This window comes from Vibrio sp. OPT46 (assembly GCF_015163535.1).
Classification (GTDB): Bacteria; Pseudomonadota; Gammaproteobacteria; order Enterobacterales; family Vibrionaceae; genus Vibrio; species Vibrio alginolyticus.
On sequence record NZ_JADDYG010000450.1, the window covers coordinates 1 to 785 of the forward strand.

The 785-nt window shown below is 40.4% G+C and carries 1 pseudogene; it reads right to left on the reverse strand.

The features are described 5' to 3' along the window. A pseudogene (locus IQR33_RS19650) lies at nucleotides 1–785 on the reverse strand (hypothetical protein); the annotation flags it as partial.

The window sequence follows — 785 nt, forward strand, 5'->3', positions numbered from 1 at the left end:
GGAGTATCCATCAACCACACTTTTTTGAGGATAGGCGCATCCATGAACACGATTGCTATGTACGCATCGTTCTCAAATGATTCATCATAATTGTGTACGCCTAAACGGTCTAGAATATCGGTACCGCCTTGCTCTATCAGGTACTTATTGACCAGTTCTTGAGAGTGAATCATGTATGGCTTAAAACCTTTACGGAAGATTGCCACTTGGCCATTGATTATGGATGGTTGATCATCCGTGTGCATCAACAGGTTTACCACGCAGGTAGCAGGAGTGAACTTTTCTTTTAGTACCTTCCCATCCGTTAACGTGTTGAACATTGTGGTTTTGCCTGAGTCATAGTGTCCAAAACCACCAATGATAGGCTTTCCATTTAGAGATTTTAGAAGCTCTTCGAACTTTTCAAACTTGTCTCCAAGTTCAATCGAATCAATGTAGCTTCTCTCTTTAGCGATTTTAGCAATAGCGGATTTTGTATTGGTAATCTTATCTAAGGCCTGTGCTACTTTTGTTGCAACTTCAGTTGTAGTGATAATAGACATGGAAATATCTTCCTTTTTGTAAGTTATTTGGTTTAGGAATTCATAGAAGCGACTTGGTTCCATACCTATTGCGTTCAGGTAACCAGCCATTTTTATCGCATCTGCTTTCAGTGGTTGCTTTTCAATTCGGGAAACGGCCCTTTGATCAAGAGTTCTTCCCATACCATAGATATCAGAACGTGCTGCAACATCTTCCTGAGAAAGACCTGCTTCAGTTCTAGAACCAATGAGGAATTCTATAAG